Genomic DNA, 15,769 nt, shown 5'->3' with positions numbered 1-15,769 from the left:
TTTCACCCGGCGCGTCACAGATAAATGAACTGACGGTAGAGGCCGTCCAGCTCGCCCCGGATCGTCTCGGCCCGATCCTCTTGGCCGTGATCCACCGCCGCGAGCAGCGCCTGTTCCTTCTCCGTGATCCGGTCGCAAAGCTCGTACAGGTTCTCGCAGAAGGCTTCCGAATGGACCGACGGCTCTTGCCCGTAGGGCTGCGCCGACGCCAGGCCGCGAACCGACGAGAGCGGTGTGACGTCGTTCTCCTCGTTGAAGGCGATCTGGCGCTGTCGCCGGCTCTCGGTCTCATCGATCGCGGCCCGCATCGCCGGCGTCACCATATCGGCGTAGAGGACAGCGGTGCCGTTCACATTGCGCGCGACGCGGCCGATCATCTGGATCAGCGCCTGGGCCGAGCGCAGGAAGCCCGCGCGGTCTGCATCGAAGATCGCAATCAGCGACGCTTCTGGGATGTCGAGCCCTTCGCGCAGCAAACTGATCCCGATCAGCACGTCGAACTCGCCCACGCGCAGGCCCTCGATGATCGCGACCCTATCCTCGACCTTGATGTCAGAGTGCATGTAACGCGCGCGAATGCCTTCGCTTTCGAGGAAAGCGTGCAGCTCCTCGGTCGCAACCTTGGTCAGCGTCGTAACCAGCACGCGCTCATCGCGCTGCGTGCGCTGCGCGATCTCGCGTAGCAAATCGTCACGCGCGCCTTGGGACGGGCGGACTTCCACCTTCGGATCGAGCAGGCCGGTCGGCCGCACGATCTGTTCAACCACCCTGCCTTGCGAGGCCTTTACCTCATAAGCGCCGGGGGTGGCGGACACGAAGATCGTCTGCGGCTTGACCTGTTCGAACTCGTGGAAGCTCAGGGGGTGGCTGTCCTTCGAAGACGGCAGGCGGAAGCCATAATCGATCAGCGTATCCTTGCGGGCCTGGTCGCCCCGGAACATCGCCGAGATCTGTGGGATCATCACATGCGATTCGTCGACGAACAGCAGCCCGTCCTTGGGCAGATAGTCGAGCAGGGTTATGGGCGGGAGCGCAGGGTCACGACCGCTCAGATAGCAGGCGTAATTTTCCATGCCCGAGCAATATCCGACCTCGCGCAACATCTCGGCATCGTTGGTGATGCGATCATAGAGGCGCGCCGCTTCCGTCAGGCGGTTTTCGCTGGTCAGCCGTTCGACCTGCGTTTCCAACTCTTCGAGGATCGCCGTGGCGGCCTTGCGGGCCTGATCTGCGGTCGCCGCCAGAACAGTCTTGGGCGAGACAAGATAGTGATCGGCGCTTTCCATCGGCTTGCCGGTCGCCGCATCGAACCATTGGAGCGACGCGATCACGCCGTTTGCCAAACCGACGCGCAGCGCCTTATATTCCGAATCCGCCGGGTAAATCTCAACAGCGTCGCCATCAGCGCGATAAGTGCCGCGCTTCAGCTTATGCTCGGCCCGATCATATTGCAGGCGCGCCAGGCTGCGGAAAAGCTCTTCCTGTCCCAACCGCGCGCCCTCGGTCAGCGGAACCTGGAGCGCGCGATAATTGTCGGGATCGCCCATGCCGTAGATCGACGATACCGAGGCGACGACGATCGTATCGCGGCGCTCGATCAGCGATTTTGTCGTCGACAGGCGCAACCGTTCCAGATGCTCGTTGATCGAGGAATCCTTCGGAATGAACTCATCGCGGCCCGGCAGATACACTTCCGGTTGGAAATAGTCGTAATAGGAGACGAAATACTCCACGGCGTTTTCAGGGAAAAATCGCCGCATCTCGTCATAGAGCTGCGATGTCAGCGTCTTGTTGGGGGCAAGGATCAAGGTGGGGCGCTTCAGACGATGGATGATGTTCGCCATCGTGAAGGTCTTGCCCGAGCCCGTGATGCCCTTGAGGGTCTGGTGATGTGCCCCCTCTTCGACGCCGGCGATCAGGCGCGCGATCGCTTCGGGCTGATCGCCTGCCGGCGTGTATTGCGAGTGCAGTATGAAAACATCGGTCGACACTGGAAATCCTCCTGCCGGTTTCGCCCCCGGCGCGCGCTAGACGCACGGAGGCGATAAAGGGATCATATCTGCTTTTTTGCGGGCGGCGGTCCATGGTCGCTGTGCGCGTTCCTGATCTGTCGAACGGTCCACCAGACACCAAGGACGGCAAGGGGAACCAGAGCGGCGATCACCAGCTCGGGCGCCACCATGTCGTGAATCCCCGGTATGCCCTTGATGAGATAGGAGAGCAGGCCGATCACATAATAGGAGATCGCCGCGACAGACAGGCCTTCCACGGTCTGTTGAAGCTGCAATTGCAGCTTCGCCCGATTGTCCATCGAGGCCAGCAGATCGCTGTTCTGGCGTTCGAGTTGCACATCGATCCACGACCGCAGCAGCGTGGTCGCGCGCGCCAGCTTGTCGGAGAGATTGGCTTGCCGTTCCTCGATCACGCGACAGGTCCGCATGGCGGGCGCGATCCTGCGATGGAGGAAGTTGCGCCAGCGATAGCAGCCCGGGACGAAGGTTTCGCCGAGCGCTGCAAGCCGCTCCTCGACGATTTCATAATAGGCACGGCTCGCACCGAAGCGGTAGAGGCTGGACGCCGTGTCCGCCTCCAGCTCGGCCGAAAGGTCGGTCAGCCGGGAAAGTAGCCCCTCGCTGTCGCGGCGTGCAGATTTGCGCATCTCGTTGGTGATGGCGGCAAGGCGCTTCTCTATGCTGCGCAGATGCGGCCCCAGCGATTGGGTCAGTGGGATGCCGAGCAGGGCCAGCGTCCGATAGGTCTCGATTTCGAGGAGCCGCTGTGCCAGCGCGCCAAGCCGGATCGGCGTCAAACCGCGATCGAGGATGAGGATGCGGGTTAGCCCATCGGCGTCCTGACGGAAATCGGTGACGATATCGGCCATGCCATCCTCGACGAGCGAATGACACCGGCTGATCGGGTCGAAGCGATCGATATAGGTCGCGGTCTCTTCGGTCCACGTAACAACGTCCAGGCGGACGCCGCAAATGACCGGCCCGGGCGGCGTAAAGCCGTGCTTGAACGGATCTTCACCCGCCAGCTCCCCGGTGCCCGGATCGAGGGGCGCACTCCACAAGTAGGTCGAGAACTCGGTGTGCTTCTCACAGTGCAATTTACCCTGATCCCAGGTCAGGCCATGAAGAGGTGTGTCCTGATCCGGCAGCGGGGCGCCCATCCGGCTCGATATTTCCGCGAGGGTCGCCTTGTCCTTCGTCAGATTGCCCTCGTTCATGAAGGCGAGCTGCACCAGGGCACGCGGCGCATCTATCAGCAAATAAGGGCGCGCATGAACCTCGTCGATGGCAACCCGCCTATTCTCATAGGTGGGCATTCCATAGACAGTTGAACCGCTGTTCTCGGCGCTGCCCTCTTCACTCAATCGCCTTCCCTCCCCTTGTCATGGTCCTGCCCGGCATCGTGCTGAGCGAGATCGCTGTAAGTAATCAGACGCGAGCCACGATATCCTATGCCGTGGGTCCACATCCAGCTTAGTGCAACACTCATCCGATTTTGCGTCCCGATCAGGAAGTAGATGTGGATCAGTTTCCACATCCACCACGCCAGAACACCGCGCAATTTGAACCCGCCCATATCGACGACCGCAAGGCTGCGGCCGATCGTCGCCAGATTGCCTTGATGCCGGTAACGGAACGGTTCCGAAGCATTCTGCCCCTTAAAGCGCTGGCGGATCAGCCGGGCCACATATTGTCCGGCCTGCTTTGCAGCCGGCGCGAGACCGGGCACCGGCTTGCCGTCATACCCGTTCGAGGCTGCGGTATCGCCGATCACGAAAATGTCGGGGTGTCCTGGCACTGTCAGGTCCGGCCCGACGACCACGCGGCCCGCGCGATCGGCTTCAGCGTTCAGCCAGCGCGCGGCGGGCGAGGCCTGAACGCCTGCTGCCCACAAAATCGTTTCAGCGGGAATAGGCACACCGTCGACCACGACCCCATGCTCGGAACATTCCGTGACCGGCTTGCCGAGCTTGATTTCGACACCGAGCTTTTCAAGCGCCTGAGCGGTATAGGCCGACAGATCTTCCGGGAAGACCTGCAGGAGCCGCTGCCCGGCTTCGACCAGCACCACCCGCGTCGCGCGCGGATCGATCGACCGGAAATCGCGCACCAGTGTCAGACGGGCAAGCTCCGCGATCGTGCCGGCCAGTTCGACGCCGGTAGGCCCGCCGCCGATGATAACGAAGGTCTGCAAGGCCGCACGGCGCGCGGGATCGCTCTCGCGCTCGGCTTCTTCGAACGCGACGAGAAGGCGCCGGCGAATGGTGGTCGCATCTTCGAGCGATTTGAGGCCCGGAGCATAAGGCTCCCATTGGTCATGCCCGAAATAGGAATGCCGCGCGCCCGTCGCGATGACGAGTGTGTCATAGCCAAGCGTCGAGCCGTCTTCGAGAACGACGCGCCGGTTGCCCGTGTCCACGCCTTCGACCTCACCGAGCAGAGTCCGAACGTCCTTGCGCTTGGCGAAGAGCGAGCGGATCGGCCAGGCGATCTCCGATGGCGACAGCGACGCGCCCGCGACCTGATAGAGCAGCGGCTGAAAAAGATGGTGGTTGCGGCGATCGACAAGGGTGATGTCAACGCCGCTCCCCGCGAGCCGCTGGACGGTTTCGAGGCCGCCGAAGCCCGCGCCCACGACCACCACGCGATGGCGACCGGAGGCGGGGTCATTGCTGGACGCGATTTCGCGCATGGCCGAGGATGCCGCCGCGCTCATTGGAACAGCGCCTTGGCATGATGGCCGATATGCTCGCCGATGAAGCTAGCGATGAAATAATAGCTGTGATCGTAGCCGGGTCGCAGGTTGAGGATCAGCGGGTGCCCCGCAGCCTCGCAGGCCGCCTTCAGCAGATCCGGGCGCAGCTCGCGATCCAGAAACTCATCATCCATGCCCTGATCGACGAGCAACGGCAGGCGCTCGCTGGCGGACTTGATGAGTTCGATGGTGTCGTAATGCTTCCACCCGGCGCGATCGTCTCCGAGATAGGCCGTCAGAGCGCGCTCGCCCCAAGGCACCTGGCTCGGCGCGACGATCGGCGAAAAGGCCGATACGCTGCGATAGCGCCCCGGATTGCGCAGAGCGGCAACGAGTGCGCCGTGCCCGCCCATCGAATGACCGGCAATCGCCCGGCGATCATCGGCCGGAAATGTGGCTTCGATCAGCGCCGGCAATTCCTCGACGACATAATCGTACATGCGGTAGTGGGCAGCCCAAGGTTCCTCAGTCGCGTTGACGTAGAAGCCGGCGCCCTGTCCCAGATCATAGCTGGGATCGTCGGCCACGCCTTCGCCTCGCGGGCTCGTGTCCGGCGCGACGAGGATGATCCCGTGCTCGGCAGCGAAACGCTGCGCGACAGCCTTCGTAATGAAATTCTGTTCGGTGCAAGTCAGGCCGGACAGCCAATACAGCACCGGCACGCGACCGTCCTTCACCTGGGGAGGCAGATAGACGCCGACCTTCATCGGGCAACCCAGGCTGATCGAGTCATGCTGATAGACGTCCTGCCAACCGCCGAAGCTGGCGTGATGTTCGACACGTTCCATTTTTGTTTCCTTGCTTCGACGGTTGGTGGACGGTGTGGTGATAGGCGCCCTTTTCCTGGCTGTGGTGCGGGGGGAAGCGCCGGCGCCTGTTCCAGCGCCGGCGACAGCCAGTCATAGGGTTGCCGGTATCGCCCTCACCTTCCGGCTTTAGATGAAGGTGTACGAGCAGACCTTGTTGCCCGCCGGATCGCGCAGATAGGCCGCATAGGCACCCGGCAGGTGGCCCCGCGGGCCGGGCTGGCCCTCGTCGGTGCCACCAGCGGCGAGGCCGGCCGCGTGGAAAGCGTCCACTTCGGCGGGCGTCGCGGCGGCGAAGCCGACCGTCACGCCGTTGCTGGAGGGCGCTTCGCCATTGCCGGGACGGGCAATGATGAAAGCAGGCTTTTCGCGGCCGTAGAGCACCCAACCATTGCCGAAGGGGCCGAGGTTCTTGACGCCCAGGGCGCCCAGAGCGGCGTCGTAGAACGCTGCCGACTGCTCGACATCGGCCGCGCCGATGAAGACGTGCGAGAACACGCCGTTGCCGGAGATAACGGGATCAGCCATGATATTCTTCCTTGAGGTTAACTATTGAAATTGAAGGTTAGAGTTGAGGGATCAGTAGTGGATCACGGTGCGGATCGACTTGCCTTCGTGCATCAGATCGAAGGCTTCGTTGATCTCATCGAGACCCATGGTGTGGGTGACGAAGGGCGCCAGATCGATTTCACCCTTCATGGCGTCCTCGACCATGCCGGGAAGCTGGGTCCGTCCCTTGACACCGCCAAAGGCCGACCCCTTCCAGACCCGGCCCGTGACGAGCTGGAACGGACGGGTGGAGATTTCCTGGCCCGCGCCAGCGACGCCGATGACGATCGACTGGCCCCAGCCACGATGCGCGGATTCCAGCGCGGCCCGCATGACATGGACGTTACCGATGCACTCGAACGTGTGGTCGATGCCCCACCCGGTCATCTCGATCAGCACTTGCTGGATCGGCTTGTCATAGTCCTTGGGGTTGATGCAGTCGGTCGCGCCGAACTGACGCGCCAGCTCGAACTTCGTCGGGTTGGTGTCGATCGCGATGATGCGTCCTGCCTTGGCCTGACGCGCGCCCTGGATCGCGGCGAGACCGATGCCGCCCAGACCGAACACGGCAACCGAGTCACCCGGCTGCACCTTGGCGGTGTTGTGGACCGCGCCGATGCCGGTGGTGACGCCGCAGCCCAGAAGGCAGACATGCTCGGGGTTCGCTTCGGGGTTGATCTTGGCGAGCGAGACTTCGGCGACGACGGTGTATTCGCTGAACGTCGAGCAGCCCATATAGTGATAGAGGGGCTGGCCGTTGTAGGAGAAGCGCGTGGTGCCGTCGGGCATCAGGCCCTTGCCCTGCGTTTCGCGAACCGCGACGCACAGGTTGGTCTTGCCGGACAGGCAGAACTCGCACTTGCCGCACTCGGCGGTGTAGAGCGGAATGACGTGATCGCCCGGCTTGACGCTGGTGACGCCCTCGCCGACCTCGACGACGATGCCCGCGCCCTCATGGCCGAGAACGACCGGGAAAATGCCCTCCGGATCGTTGCCGGACAGCGTGAAAGCGTCGGTGTGGCATACCCCGGTATGCGTGACTTTGATGAGCACTTCACCTTTCTGGGGCGGTGCGACATCGATCTCGACGATTTCGAGCGGCTTGCCTGCCTCGAAGGCTACGGCGGCGCGAGATTTCATGTTTGGATCTCCCTCTTTTCTAGAACCGGACCGCCGGTTGCGAGTCCCCGTTTCGATATCTCGATTCGGAGCCAAGCATACTGGCTGGGAGTATGTATAAGATACTCCTAGCCAGTATGCAAGAGGGATAATGTCTGAGGGTGGTGAAAGCGCCCGACAGGGCGTTACGGCTTCGGAAAAGCGCAGCGCCATGGCTGATGCTGCGTTCCAGAAGGGGGCGGCTTGCCGATCCGGGGGGGTGTTAGATCGACAAGCCGGAAGGGGGTGTGCGTGCGGCAAGCAGTCCGCCCCCAACGGCTCAGAATGCCCCCCGACATGACCGGGGGGCATTCCGGGTTAGATGGTCAGGCCGCCACAGAGCCGTGCGGATCGATGACGTACTTGAACGCCGATCCGTCATCGAACTCCTTGTAGGCCGCCGGCGCGTCCTCCAGCTTGATGATCTTCGTGTTCATCATCGGAGTCAGATAGGGCATCCGATCGTTCAGGATGGCCCGCATGAGGGCGTGGTTGTAATTGGCCGTCGGCGACTGGCCTGCCGACATCCGCGGCGACTTGATCCAGCCACTGGCCCAATCGACTTCCATGCTGCCCTTCTTGTTGTCCCGATTCTTGGAGATCGGATTGGGGCAATATACGCCGACCGTGCTGGTCATCCCGCCGAAGCGGACATATTTCAGCAGGGCGTTGGTGACGGCGTTCTCGACGATCTGGTCGGACTCCGCCCCGAACCCGCGACAGTCGAGGCCCACATAGTCGATGACGCGATCGGCCTCGCGCTTGCCGGTGATCCGCTCCAGATGATCTTCGATCGGAATGCCGTCCGACAGGTTGATGGTCTCGACGCCGTGCGGCTTGAGCAGATCGAGCCGCTCCTGAATGAAGTCGGCGACGATGATGGCGCCGGCACCGAGGAGCTTCGCACAGGCGGCGCCCGCGCGGCCGACAGGCCCCGCGCCGAAGATCAGCACATTCTCGCCGACGATATAGGCCGGTTGCGCCGGCCAGTCGGGAGCGGCGAACCCGTGGAACGCGGTCGGCAACACGTCCGAAAGGAGCGTCAGATCACGGATCTTCGCCATGGCCGCGTCCTTGTCGGGGAAAGCCAGCAGATTGAAGTCTGCATAGGGCACGAACAGGTAATCCCCCTGCCCCCCGGTCCATCCACCCAGGTTAAAGCCATAGGCGCCGCAGTCGACTTCGGGGTTGGTGTGCTCGCACACGTCCGAGCGCATGTGCTTGCAGTTGTAGCAGCGTCCGCAGCCGACGTTAAAGGGAACGGACACGATATCGCCGACCTTGATATATTCGACGTCGGAGCCGACCTCGATCACCTCGCCGGTCATTTCGTGGCCCATCGTCATCCCCTTGGGGACTTCAAACGAACCTCGGTAGATGTGAAGGTCGCTGCCGCAGATGTTCGTGGTGACGATCTTGAGAATGGCGCCGTGGGGAGCTTTTTTGCCCTGTGGAGTAATCAGCTCCGGGAATTTGAAGGTGTTGACCTTCATTTCCATCGGTTTCTCGAAGGTTACGATCCGGTTGCCTGTAGCCATCAGATATCTCCTGCGTTTTTTCACGCCCCCCCAAGTATTGACGAGAGTAGGACTTGACACGGATCAACATGCCGCACCGAATTAATTCAGCGCAGCATAGTAGTGTCGTTGCCAGTCTCATCATTACCGTCTTGGCAGAATGGCGGCGCTTCTCCTTCGGAGCAAACTCGAAGATTCTATCCCAAGATCGGAAATTCCTATGACCAAGCTACAGGAGAATGACTGCCGCAATGCAACAAGATGATATATCATATTCCATTGCAGCAAGCATAATGTTTCTGGAAGACAAGGCGCAGTTGAAGTCTATCAGGGTGACGCCCTATGCGCCCGTTCTCTGGACTTGAGTTGTGTTGGCGCAATGGTGCCGGTCTCTCTATCATCCTCTGACAGAAAGGAGTTCTTATGAAACGCGCTATTGTAACAGGAGGATCGGGGCTAATCGGTCAGGCTATATGTTCCGCCTTATTGGATGAAGGTTGGGAGGTGGCATCCTTCGATTTGAAGGAAGGAGCGATCGGTCAACAGATCCATTGCGATCTTGCCAGCGAAGAGTCCGTAGCCGAGGCTTTTCGTGCCCTTGGCTGGGATCGACTGGACTTGCTCGTCAACAATGGTGGGCTTGTTTACGACACATTCATGCAGCTCGGTGACACCTCGCTCGACCAGTGGAACAGCACCATTGGCAGCCATCTGACCGGGGCCTTTCTGATGTCGCGAGCGGCATTGCCCCTGCTCACCGATGGCAGTTCGATTGTCATGATGGCTTCCACCCGCGCGTTGATGTCCCAAGGCATCGACTTTGCCTATGCCGCTGCGAAAGGTGGCATGGTGGCACTCGCGCAGGCGCTGGCGGTGCAACTTGGCGCCAAAATCCGGGTCAATACAATCGCACCTGGTTGGATCACCAATGACACGAATCTGCGCGCCGAGGACGAGGCGCAGCATCCGGTTGGCCGGGTCGGTCGCCCCCAGGACATTGCCGAGGCCGTGCTATATCTGGCGTCCGCCGGCTTTGTTACCGGGCAAACGCTTGTGGTCGACGGCGGGATGACCAAGAAAATGATCTACGTCGAATAGTGGGTCGCGCGACCGTTCATGCTGCGATAGCACGGCATGAACGGTCAGCCCCCTTCGGGTTGGAACTGGCGGTACAGGTCCAGAGCGGCCTCTATCGAGGCCATTGTCTCGGGTGCGCGGACTATTTCGAACAGCGCGGCTGTGGGTGTCGATTTCACCCCATTTCTGGGCATGGCCAATCCAACAGCGGCATCTGCGCCCTCACCTGCGACTTCAACCGCCCGAATGTCGGAAATCCGAGCAAAATAGGTTGCGAGAGATTGCGGAAGGACGGTGGCATATCGCCCACTTGCGATATGGGCAGCGAGAACATCGACATTGTTGGTCCTGATCGACTTTGCGGCACGGTGCCCGAGTCTAGAACGCGCGGCTTTGGGTAGCGCGCAGTCCAAGATGCACAAAGGCAGCTCGGCGACATGATCCCATGAAACCTGTCGCGGGAGCGGGTCGCCGGATGCCTGGAAAACGACGATCCGCTCCCGGTAGAGAAGGTGCGTGTCAAAGTCCTCCTCAGATATGTCTTCGAGATAGACCAGCGCCATGTCCATTTCATGCGTCAGCAAGGCTTTGGTCAGCGACGAGGTTTGCGCTGTGCAAATGCACTGTTCGAGGAGCGGCATCCTTTCAGCGAGGGCAAGGCTGAGGATCGATGCCATGATCGACGTGGCCGACAGCACGCCCAGGCGAATTTGACCTTCCAGCCCACGTTTCTGGGCCGAAAGGTCGCGCTCCAGCCCCTCGCAGTTGCTCTCGATCTTCTTCGCCCAGGCCAGCACAGTCTCACCTTCCGATGTGAGTCCGTCATAACGCCGGCCATGCCGCACGATCTCCACACCCAAGTCCTGTTCGAGCTGCTTGATGCCGGCGGAAAGCGTGGGCTGCGACACGTTGCAGCTCTTGGCTGCCCTACCGAAATGGCCTTCCTGATCGAGCGCAATCAGATATCCGAAATTCTTGACGATCATAACGTGTTCTCATCCAGTTGCGATTTTCCAGTGGAACCACAAATTGCAGTCCCGCAATCAAGTTATGATGCCGGTGGCACGCGAAGCTGAATGAAAATACCAAAGCATGGAACTGGAAAAATGTAGATACGCCGCTTAGGGCGATCTATGAAAATACCAACCCATAAGTCGTACCACGCGAAAATTGGGCGCACCGTCATTATATTGCCGATCGGTAAAAAATTGTTCTTATAAATCTATATACAGGTACTGCGGTTTCTAAGACCTACTTAAGATAGGTTCGCAATATCCGCATTATACCCTCCATGTCGTCGTCGAATGGGCTGGCTCCATTTTCCCCATGCGCGCCGTTGGCGGGGCCGAAGGTCTCACGGAGATGGCCTTCCATCACTTCTGCCATCAACCCGTTGGTGGCGCCCCGCATCGCCACAATCTGTTGGAGCAAAGGGGCGCAATCCGTTCCGGCCTCGATCGCGCGTTCAAGCGCTTCCGCCTGCCCCTTGATGCGACGCAGGCGTGTTATGGCCCGCTTCTTCTCTTCTGGTGAATGTGGCATCGCGCTTTCCTGACTGTTGATATGCACATACTATACAGGGGGGGAGTTTCAACCCTATCCTGTGCCTTGCGCCGCGCTGACACCTCAAATTTCGGCCGAAGCGAGCCTGAACCTTCCCCTACGCCTCCAGAAACATCGAACGCCAGACCTGGGTTCCTACCCCCTTGACACTGGTGGGGAGTATGATATATTGCCGGCCCGATCGGATCGCTGCACCAAAGGAAATGGCGCGCGTCCGGCCCCCAAGCCCTGTGTTCGAATCGCAAAGCCTCTGCAGAGGACAATCGGACGAACATCGGCGGGACAAAACAGGGAGGAATGTTGGTGATTGAGAATCTCGATCCGGTAATCCTGGCCCGGGCGCAATTCGCGTTCACGGTCTCATTCCACTTCATCTTCCCGGCCTTCTCCATCGGCACGGCAAGCTATCTCATGGTGCTTGAAGGGTTGTGGTTGAAGACCGGCAGCGGTGTGTATGCGAACCTCTATCGCTACTGGCTCAAGATCTTCGCCGTCGCGTTCGGCATGGGTGTGGTCTCGGGCGTGGTGATGTCCTACCAGTTCGGGACGAACTGGTCGGTATTTTCGGCCAAGGCCGGTCCGGTCATCGGCCCGCTCATGGCCTATGAGGTTCTGACCGCGTTCTTCCTTGAAGCCGGTTTCCTTGGCGTGATGCTGTTCGGCATCAACAAGGTAGGCAGGGGCCCGCATTTTTTCGCGACCTGCATGGTCGCCGTCGGGACGCTCATCTCGGCGACCTGGATCATTTCCGTGAATAGCTGGATGCAGACGCCGGCAGGCTATGCGATCAATGCCAAGGGCCAGTTCGTGCCCGCAGGTTCGTGGCTTCCGATCATCTTCAACGCGAGCTTTCCCTATCGCCTCGTCCATACCGTCATCGGCGCCTACCTGACCACGGCAATGGTCGTCGGGGCCGTAGGAGCATGGCACCTTCTGCGCGACCGCGCGAATCCCGGCGCGCGCAAGATGTTCTCCATGGCGATGTGGATGGCGGCGCTTGTGGCGCCGATCCAGATTCTCGCGGGCGATCAGCACGGCCTCAACACGCTTGAGCATCAGCCGACAAAAGTTCTCGCGATGGAAGGTCATTATGAGGCCAGCCCCGAGGGCGCTTCGCTCATCCTTTTCGGCCTCCCGAGCAACAAGGATGCGGTGGTCCACGGCAAGATCGAAATCCCCTATCTGGGATCGCTGATCCTCAAGCACGATCCCAAAGCGCCCCTCCCCGGCCTCAACGACTTCCCGCGCGATCGCTGGCCGCCCACGCCGATCGTCTTCTGGTCGTTTCGGATCATGGTGGCGATGGGCCTCGCCATGCTTGGGTTGGGCCTCTGGAGCCTGCTCGCCCGCTGGCGCGGCAAGCTCTATGACTGGCGCTGGCTGCACCGCGCCGCTCTCGCGCTTGGTCCGTCAGGCTTTGTCGCGGTCATAGCAGGATGGGTGACGACGGAAGTAGGCCGACAGCCCTTCACCGTATACGGCCTGCTGCGAACCGCGGAGTCCCACTCCCCCCTGGCCGCTCCGGCTGTCGCGGCGTCCCTCGTCGCTTTCATCCTCGTCTATTTCGGCGCGTTCGGGGCCGGCACCTATTATTTGCTCCGGATGATGGCAAAGCCGCCCGCAGCCGGTGAACCGGAACCGTCCAAGGTGCCGCAACGCGCGGCGGGCATCACGCCGGCAAGCGGCGTCGTGGCATCAACCGGACGGGAGGCATGAACGTGGAGCACCTCGATCTCACCATAATCTGGGCCGGTATCATCGGCTTTGCTGTCTTCGCCTATGTCGTGATGGACGGGTTCGATCTGGGGATCGGCATCCTCTTTCCGAACCTTTCGGTCGGAGGAGAGCGCGATCAGGCAATGAACTCGATCGCGCCGGTCTGGGATGGCAATGAAACATGGCTCGTGCTGGGCGGAGGCGGTCTCTTCGCGGCCTTTCCTCTTGCCTACGCCATCATCCTTCCCGCGACCTACCCGCTCATCATCGCGATGTTGCTCGGTCTCGTGTTTCGCGGGGTCGCATTCGAGTTTCGCTGGCGAGATCCGCGCCATCGTCCCTTCTGGGATGTCGCCTTCAGCTTTGGGTCCGTTCTCGCGGCGTTCTCGCAGGGGATCACGCTGGGCGCGATCCTGCAAGGCGTGCGGGTCGAGGCCGATGCCTATGCAGGGGGATGGCTGGATTGGTTGAGCGCGTTCAGCCTCTTGACCGGCGCGGCAGTCGTGATCGGATATGCGCTTCTAGGCGCGGCCTGGCTGGTCTGGAAAACCGAAGGGCCGGGCCAGGAACGCGCCCGTCGACTGGCATTTTGGCTCGGCGGGGCGACGCTACTCGCGCTTTTCGCCGTCAGTGCGGCGACGCCGTTCCTGACCTATGACTATTGGCGACGCTGGTTTGCGATGCCCGGCGTGCTTCTCACCGCGCAGGTTCCTCTGCTGGTGGCGATCTGCGCTGCAACCTTCTTCTGGAGCCTGAAGCGCGGCGCGGAGCGCCTGCCCTTCATTATGGCGCTTGGCCTGTTCTTTCTCGGTTTCGTTGGGCTGGGGATCAGTATCTACCCCTATGTTGTTCCCCGCGCCGTCACGATCTGGGATGCAGCCGCTCCCCCGCAAAGCCAGCTCTTCATGCTGGCGGGTGCGGCCGTCATCATTCCGATCATTCTCGGCTATACCGCGTGGGCCTATTGGGTGTTCCGCGGTAAGGTCGGCACGCATGGGTATCATTGATGGACGAGCCTAAACCTCTCGGTCGACGGCTCGCCTGGATGGTCTTAATCTGGGCGGCCAGCGTTTTGGCGCTGGGGGCTGTCGCGCAGGTCATTCGCTTCATCCTCAAACCCTGACGGCAGCTCGTTTCGACGAGCTGCCGATGGAAATGCTGGCAAACAGGCGAAGGACATTCCACGGAATATGATCGTTCGATCGCAACCGAGCTTCCAAGATATCATTTTCACCGTGCATGGCTCGATCCTGCCGCGCATCGCACGGAGGCTGGCGGCGATCGCGGTCGTCAGTGTGATCGCCATCCTGGCCGCCCAAGCCCATCCCGGCATTTTCGCGCGGATTTCGACGATCCCTTTCACCCTGATCGGTATCGCGCTCTCGATCTTCATGAGCTTCCGCAACAATGCCTGCTATGCGCGATGGTGGGAGGGGCGGCAGCTTTGGGGCGAGCTAATTATCTCGGCCCGTTCGTTCGCGCGCGAGACATCGCTTCTCCCTGACGAGGATCGGCGCGCGTTGCTCCATAGCATATGTGGCTTTGCCTGCGGCCTCACCGCACGCCTTCGCGGCGAGGATGAAATCGCCGCCATTGCGCCGTGGGTCGATATCGGCCCGGCGACAAAGAGCCCGAACGTCACGAACCTCGTGCTCGATCGTATGGGGCGCAGGCTGCTCGAGCTAAAGCAGACTGGCGTCATTACGCCGATTCACTATGCCGTCGTGGCAGAAGACATGCGATCCTTCGGCAAGGTTCAGGGCGCTTGTGAGCGGATATCCACGACGCCCGTGCCGTTCGCCTATTCTCTGCTGCTCCATCGCACCGCACTTATCTTTTGCGTGATGCTTCCCTTCGCGCTCGCAGGATCACTCGACTGGTGGACGCTCCTGCCGGTGCTCCTCACCGCCTATACCTTTTTCGGCCTCGATGCGCTGGGTCACGAGCTGGAAGACCCGTTCGGCGTCGAGCCAAACTGTCTGCCGCTGTATGCGATGAAGCGGACAATCGAGCGGGATATGTTGTCGCTGCTTGGCGAAGAGGATCTACCCCCGCCACTGGAACCCCATAAATCTGTCCTGAGCTAAATTTGCACACTCCTTGATACTGGTAGGGAGTACCCTATATTCGGGTGCTGTGCTGGATAGTCGCGTGCTTGGCCCATGCGCCCCCGACTATCTGACCCCCAAGGTCAAAATCGAGGAGCTTGTGGCGATGGCAAATGGATGGGCACCCGATAGTGCGGTGCAGGACCAGATTGATGCAACGATCATGGACGCGGTTTTCGCCGCCCGATCGCGTCTGCCTTCCGGCGAGGGTAGCACCGACTGCGAGGTGTGCGGCGACGAAATCCCGGCGAAACGCCGCACGGCCATACCCGGCGTAAGAACCTGTGTCGCCTGTCAAAGCGAACGCGATAAGCGCCCGACCTTCACCGGCATCAATCGCCGGGGCAGCAAGGACAGCCAGTTGCGCTAATTGCGCTAGGGGGCGGCCAACCACGTTATTCGAGCGCCGCTTTAGGGAGCACCTCAAGGTTTGTGACACGGACAGCGGTAAGCTGAACAGGTAGCGAACAGGGCGGCTCAGGCCACCTTGGCTCCGGGTCCGCCGGCG

Annotated in this window: 15 protein-coding genes; 6 read left to right on the top strand and 9 right to left on the bottom strand. The window is 61.0% G+C overall.

The annotated features are described in order from the left end of the window. Nucleotides 1-14: 14 nt before the first annotated feature. The 7 genes from uvrB to GGQ96_RS19700 form a co-directional block, all read right to left on the bottom strand. Nucleotides 15-1,991 carry an excinuclease ABC subunit UvrB gene (uvrB, locus tag GGQ96_RS19730; RefSeq protein ID WP_017980845.1) on the bottom strand — a complete coding sequence of 659 codons (1,977 nt, stop codon included), beginning with the start codon at nucleotides 1,989-1,991 and terminating at the stop codon, nucleotides 15-17. Between the two features lie 62 nt (nucleotides 1,992-2,053). Then, nucleotides 2,054-3,376 carry a DUF3422 family protein gene (locus GGQ96_RS19725; protein ID WP_021233328.1) on the bottom strand — a complete coding sequence of 441 codons (1,323 nt, stop codon included), beginning with the start codon at nucleotides 3,374-3,376 and terminating at the stop codon, nucleotides 2,054-2,056. Further along, entirely contained in the window at nucleotides 3,373-4,728 is a 1,356-nt protein-coding gene (locus GGQ96_RS19720; RefSeq protein ID WP_017980843.1) for an NAD(P)/FAD-dependent oxidoreductase, read from the bottom strand. The genes GGQ96_RS19725 and GGQ96_RS19720 overlap by 4 nt, the downstream gene beginning before the upstream one ends. Beyond that, entirely contained in the window at nucleotides 4,725-5,555 is an 831-nt protein-coding gene (fghA, locus tag GGQ96_RS19715; protein WP_017980842.1) for an S-formylglutathione hydrolase, read from the bottom strand. Before fghA ends, GGQ96_RS19720 begins: the two co-directional genes overlap by 4 nt. A gap of 147 nt (nucleotides 5,556-5,702) precedes the next feature. Further along, complete coding sequence (locus GGQ96_RS19710; RefSeq protein ID WP_017980841.1) at nucleotides 5,703-6,101, bottom strand: VOC family protein; 399 nt, start codon at nucleotides 6,099-6,101, stop codon at nucleotides 5,703-5,705. A 51-nt stretch (nucleotides 6,102-6,152) separates the two neighbouring features. Next, nucleotides 6,153-7,262: an S-(hydroxymethyl)glutathione dehydrogenase/class III alcohol dehydrogenase gene (locus tag GGQ96_RS19705; RefSeq protein ID WP_017980840.1), complete on the bottom strand. Its 1,110-nt coding sequence runs from the start codon at nucleotides 7,260-7,262 to the stop codon at nucleotides 6,153-6,155. Nucleotides 7,263-7,606: 344 nt separating this feature from the next. Further along, complete coding sequence (locus GGQ96_RS19700) at nucleotides 7,607-8,818, bottom strand: glutathione-independent formaldehyde dehydrogenase (protein WP_020486678.1); 1,212 nt, start codon at nucleotides 8,816-8,818, stop codon at nucleotides 7,607-7,609. 402 nt (nucleotides 8,819-9,220) lie between these two features. Here GGQ96_RS19700 and GGQ96_RS19695 point away from each other — a divergent pair, with 402 nt between their 5' ends. Next, complete coding sequence (locus tag GGQ96_RS19695; RefSeq protein WP_024310570.1) at nucleotides 9,221-9,895, top strand: SDR family NAD(P)-dependent oxidoreductase; 675 nt, start codon at nucleotides 9,221-9,223, stop codon at nucleotides 9,893-9,895. Nucleotides 9,896-9,939: 44 nt separating this feature from the next. On the opposite strand, the gene GGQ96_RS19690 is transcribed toward GGQ96_RS19695, so the two are convergent. Both GGQ96_RS19690 and GGQ96_RS19685 read right to left on the bottom strand, forming a co-directional pair. Continuing rightward, the gene (locus tag GGQ96_RS19690; RefSeq protein WP_017980837.1) at nucleotides 9,940-10,860 is read right to left on the bottom strand and encodes a LysR family transcriptional regulator; all 921 of its coding nucleotides are present in this window, start codon (nucleotides 10,858-10,860) and stop codon (nucleotides 9,940-9,942) included. A 265-nt stretch (nucleotides 10,861-11,125) separates the two neighbouring features. Beyond that, entirely contained in the window at nucleotides 11,126-11,416 is a 291-nt protein-coding gene (locus GGQ96_RS19685; RefSeq protein WP_017980836.1) for a metal/formaldehyde-sensitive transcriptional repressor, read from the bottom strand. 324 nt (nucleotides 11,417-11,740) lie between these two features. Between GGQ96_RS19685 and GGQ96_RS19680 the strand changes: the two genes are divergently transcribed. From GGQ96_RS19680 to GGQ96_RS19660, 5 genes are all read left to right on the top strand, one after another. After that, nucleotides 11,741-13,153 (top strand): cytochrome ubiquinol oxidase subunit I, encoded by a 1,413-nt coding sequence (locus tag GGQ96_RS19680; protein WP_169863546.1) that lies wholly within the window; start codon nucleotides 11,741-11,743, stop codon nucleotides 13,151-13,153. Beyond that, complete coding sequence (cydB, locus tag GGQ96_RS19675; protein WP_017980834.1) at nucleotides 13,150-14,160, top strand: cytochrome d ubiquinol oxidase subunit II; 1,011 nt, start codon at nucleotides 13,150-13,152, stop codon at nucleotides 14,158-14,160. Before GGQ96_RS19680 ends, cydB begins: the two co-directional genes overlap by 4 nt. Further along, entirely contained in the window at nucleotides 14,160-14,276 is a 117-nt protein-coding gene (locus tag GGQ96_RS19670) for a DUF2474 domain-containing protein (RefSeq protein WP_017980833.1), read from the top strand. The genes cydB and GGQ96_RS19670 overlap by 1 nt, the downstream gene beginning before the upstream one ends. Before the next feature lie 67 nt (nucleotides 14,277-14,343). Beyond that, nucleotides 14,344-15,240 (top strand): bestrophin family protein, encoded by an 897-nt coding sequence (locus GGQ96_RS19665; protein ID WP_017980832.1) that lies wholly within the window; start codon nucleotides 14,344-14,346, stop codon nucleotides 15,238-15,240. A 127-nt stretch (nucleotides 15,241-15,367) separates the two neighbouring features. Then, nucleotides 15,368-15,631 (top strand): DksA/TraR family C4-type zinc finger protein, encoded by a 264-nt coding sequence (locus GGQ96_RS19660; protein WP_024310576.1) that lies wholly within the window; start codon nucleotides 15,368-15,370, stop codon nucleotides 15,629-15,631. The last annotated feature ends 138 nt before the right edge of the window (nucleotides 15,632-15,769 follow it).

Source organism: Sphingomonas abaci, from assembly GCF_014199625.1.
Taxonomy (GTDB): Bacteria; Pseudomonadota; Alphaproteobacteria; order Sphingomonadales; family Sphingomonadaceae; genus Sphingomonas; species Sphingomonas abaci.
The sequence above is the reverse complement of the archived record's forward strand: the minus strand, read 5'-3'. Positions and strand labels throughout refer to the sequence as shown.